This window comes from Methanobrevibacter sp. (assembly GCF_045577275.1).
GTDB lineage: Archaea > Methanobacteriota > Methanobacteria > Methanobacteriales > Methanobacteriaceae > Methanobrevibacter.
In genome coordinates this window covers 1-4111 of record NZ_JAZNIB010000116.1, presented here as the reverse complement: position 1 = coordinate 4111, position 4111 = coordinate 1, and the positions used below count along the sequence as shown (strand labels likewise).

4 protein-coding genes are annotated in these 4111 nt (G+C 32.0%); all 4 read right to left on the bottom strand.

All coding sequences use genetic code 11. From position 1 onward, the window contains the following. Positions 1 to 22: 22 nt before the first annotated feature. Positions 23 to 1483 carry a cysteine--tRNA ligase gene (gene cysS, locus ACKI67_RS03795; RefSeq protein WP_407462057.1) on the bottom strand — a complete coding sequence of 487 codons (1461 nt, stop codon included), beginning with the start codon at positions 1481 to 1483 and terminating at the stop codon, positions 23 to 25. A 127-nt stretch (positions 1484 to 1610) separates the two neighbouring features. Further along, positions 1611 to 1991, bottom strand: coding sequence for a transcriptional regulator (locus ACKI67_RS03790; RefSeq protein ID WP_407462056.1), 381 nt, complete (start codon positions 1989 to 1991; stop codon positions 1611 to 1613). A gap of 32 nt (positions 1992 to 2023) precedes the next feature. Then, a complete protein-coding gene (gene cysE, locus ACKI67_RS03785) occupies positions 2024 to 2758 on the bottom strand; it encodes a serine O-acetyltransferase (protein ID WP_407462055.1) in 735 nt (244 codons plus the stop codon). Between the two features lie 250 nt (positions 2759 to 3008). Further along, on the bottom strand, positions 3009 to 3998 hold the full coding sequence (gene cysK / locus ACKI67_RS03780) for a cysteine synthase A (protein WP_407462054.1): 990 nt from the start codon (positions 3996 to 3998) through the stop codon (positions 3009 to 3011). Between the last annotated feature and the right edge of the window lie 113 nt (positions 3999 to 4111).

The following is a 4111-nucleotide window of genomic DNA, read 5'->3' as shown; positions in this document are numbered from 1 at the left end:
TAAAATATTATATAAAATATGATTAATCGCTTACTTCAATACCTAATGAAACAAGCTTGTCTCTAATTTCATCAGATAAGTCATATTGTTTTTCAGCTCTTAATTTTTGACGAACATCAGCAATTATGTTTAATAATTCCTCTTCATCTCCACTGGTTTCATCATCATTATCAAAGAAATTGATACCTAAAATTTGACTTATATCTGCAAACCAGTGCTTAATAGCTAAAAGATCGTCAATTATTATTTTATCTTCATTTAAATCCTTGTTGGATTGTTTGATGAATGAAAAGATAGCTGCAATAGCTTTTGGAGTACTGAAATCATCATCCATACTAGTGAAGAATTCATTAACACCTTCATTCAATACATCATAAGATGATTCATAATAATCAAATTCAAGCAATTCTTCGAAAAGCTCACTTTCATTTAAATCAGCTAAATAAGCAATATCATCAGAAACATTGCCTTTATTAAACTCTTCTTCAATCTTTTCATCTAAAACTTGAAGATAATTCTTTATCCTTGCCACATTTTTCTCAGCTTGGTGCAAGCTGACTTCACTGAAGTCTATTGGACTTCTGTAATGGGTTGCAAGAACGAATAATCTGAATGTTTCACCGGAATACTCTTTTAATAAATCCCTAATGGTAATGAAGTTACCTAAAGATTTGGACATCTTCTCACCTGAAACATTTAGGAAACCAGTATGCATCCAGTATTGAACCAAAGGTTCCTTACCTGATACTGCTTCCATTTGTGCAATTTCAGAGTCATGGTGAGGGAATATTAAATCAAGTCCGCCTCCGTGAATATCATATTGAGGTCCAAAGTATTTTTCAGTGATTGCAGTATCTTCAATATGCCATCCAGGTCTTCCTTTACCCCATGGAGAATCCCATACAGGTTCACCTGCAAATTCTTCTGCTTCTCTGTTTTTCCATAAAGCGAAATCATTAGGGCTTTTCTTGGAACTGTCAATGTCTATCCTATGGGTTTCAAGCTCCTCAATTTTACGATTAGCTAATTTACCATAATCCTTAAATTTAGCAACTTCAAAGTATACACCGGTTTCAGTTACATATGCAAATCCTTTATCAATCAATCTTTGGATTTGATCCAAAATCTCTTCCATATGGTCAGTAGCTCTAGCGAAATAGTTTACGCTTTTTACATTTAAAGCAGCCATATCTTCTATAAATCTTTTTTCAAATTTCTTTGCAAGCAATTTTGAGTCTACGCCACTCTCTTTTGCTCTGTTGATAATTTTATCATCAATATCAGTAATATTTTGTAAGTAGAATACAGAATATCCCTTAAATTCCAAATATCTTTTAATGGTATCAAAGGAAATGTATGTTCTTCCATGGCCTATATGAGCATCATCATAAACTGTAGGGCCACAAACAAAGAGTTTTATCTTATCTTCAAATAATGTATTCAACTCTTCCTTTTCCCTTGACATTGTGCTATAAATTTCCATTATATCTCCTTAAAAACTTGTTAAAATAAATAATATAAAATAAGTTAAAAGACCATAAAATAGTCTAAATAAATCTTAAAATAAAAAGTAGAGAATTTTTCAATAAAAATCTCCACCAATCCATTTATTATAATAAATGTGCTTCAGAACCTAAGCATGCTTTACAGTCTGCAGGCATATGTCCTTTTTCTTTATGAATTTGACAAATGACATCTTCTGTTTTGATTCTTTTACAAATAAAACAAGTACGAGGAATAATATCAAATTTAGTTGCAGTTCCTTCATTTAAGTCATTTGCAAAATCTTGAATTAATGCTTTTACATCATCATTGAACTCAATTCCGCTACCTCTTTTATCTGTTAAATATTGAGATACCGCTGGTTGAGTAATATCCATTAATTCAGATATCTTTTTTTGTTTCATACCTAATTTCAATAAATCTTTTGCTAATTCAGATCTAATAGCGGGTATAATATACCATACTACCATTTCACAAGGTGGTTTCATAAAAATCCTCCAAAAGTTTAAAATATTCTTTATTAATCATCAATATAATTATTTAATTTATAAAATAATTTCCCATCACCCTTAAACACTTCTTCAACTTCAGAGCCATGGTCAAATTCCATATGTTCTATATCATGGAACTTACTTAAGACATTGATCCTTTTTTCAAGCTCTTCCTGACGTTCAAAGAGCAAATCAATAGCTGATGAAACAGGGTCCGGGAATTCGTGCTCTAAATCTAAAACACATTTACGGTCTTCATGAATAATCCTGCTTGGTACACCAACTGCAGTAGCTCCCCTAGGAACATCCTGCAATACAACTGCTCCAGCCCCAACCTTAGAAGAGCATCCTAATGTGATGTTTCCTAGAACTTTTGCTCCAGAACCTATTACAACCGCATCTTCAACAGTAGGGTGTCTTTTGCCTTTGCTTAAACTTGTTCCACCAAGAACTACTCCTTGATAAATTAAAACATCATTTCCAACAATAGCTGTTTCACCTATTACAATACCCATTCCATGGTCAATAAATACTCTTTTACCTATTTGAGCACCAGGGTGAATTTCTATACCTGTCAAGAATCTGGATATTTGTGAGAAAAACCTTCCCCAGAATGGCAACCGATGATTCCAAAGCCAATGATTCAACCTATGAAAAATAATAGCCCATATTCCAGGATAACAAAGGAGAATCTCTAAACTGCTTCTTGCTGCAGGATCTCTAGCCTTTGCAGCCTGTAAATCTTGTTTTAAATCATCGAACATAAATTCACCATTACTCTAAAAGTAAAACTTAACTATTGTTAATAATACTATACTATATGTACTTACTTTAATATAAATTTAACATTTGTTATAATAACAAAGTTATATTTATCATTTATTAATATATAAACTATTTCAAATTTAATTAAAAATAGTTCTGGAAATATGTGGAAATATTAAAAAAATAAAAAAATAAAAAAAGAAATAATTAAATTATTTCTTTAAAAAATTTAATCAAGCCTTAAAGAGTTTAGTTGGATGGGAAAATGGAATCATCGTATGCATCGTATAATTCCTTAAATACCCATTCAGTGGATAAGTATCTTTCACCAGTATCAGGTAAAATTACAACAATAGTTTTTCCTTTATTTTCTGGACGTTTTGCAAGTTCTAAACCAGCAAAAGTAGCTGCTCCAGAGGAAATTCCTGTGAAAATACCTTCTTCACGAGCTAATTTTAATAAAGTGGATCCAGCATCTTCATCTTTTACTGGAATTACTTCATCAATTAACTCTGTATCAAGAACACCTGGAACAAATCCTGGGCCAATACCTTGGATTTTATGAGGTCCTTTAACACCTTTACCAAGAGTTTGAGAAGTTTCAGGTTCCACAGCAACTGCTTTAAACTCAGGTTTTAAAGGTTTGATGTATTGAGCAATACCTGTTACAGTTCCACCAGTTCCTGCAGCAGATACAACAATGTCGACTTTTCCATCAGTATCTCTGTAGATTTCAGGACCAGTAGTTAATCTGTGAATTTCAGAGTTTGCCTTATTCTCAAATTGTTGTGGAATAAAGGAATTAGGAGTATTTTCAGCAAGTTCTGCTGCTTTAGCAATAGCTCCGCCCATACCTTCACTACCTGGAGTCAAGACAATTTCTGCACCAAATACAGCGAGTAATTTTCTTCTTTCAATAGACATGGTTTCAGGCATGGTCAATATTAATTTGTAACCTTTAGCAGCTGCTACAAAGGAAAGACCAATACCGGTATTACCACTGGTTGGTTCAATAATTACTGTATCCTTATTGATTTTACCATCTTTTTCTGCAGCTTCAATTAAAGAAACCGCAACACGATCTTTTACACTACTTACAGGATTAAAAGCTTCAATCTTTACAAGCACATCAGCTTCTAAGCCTTCTGTTAATTTATTTAATCTTACAAGAGGAGTGTTACCAATTGCTTCAGTTATATCGTTTGCAACTCCCCTTTTTAATTCAGGAATATTTACCATAATAATCACATCAAAAAATTTTCATTAATAATACAATTATTAAAAAATATAAAAAATAAAATTGGTTAATCTATGCTAAATCCCTTCTAATAACAAATAGATAATATTGATTA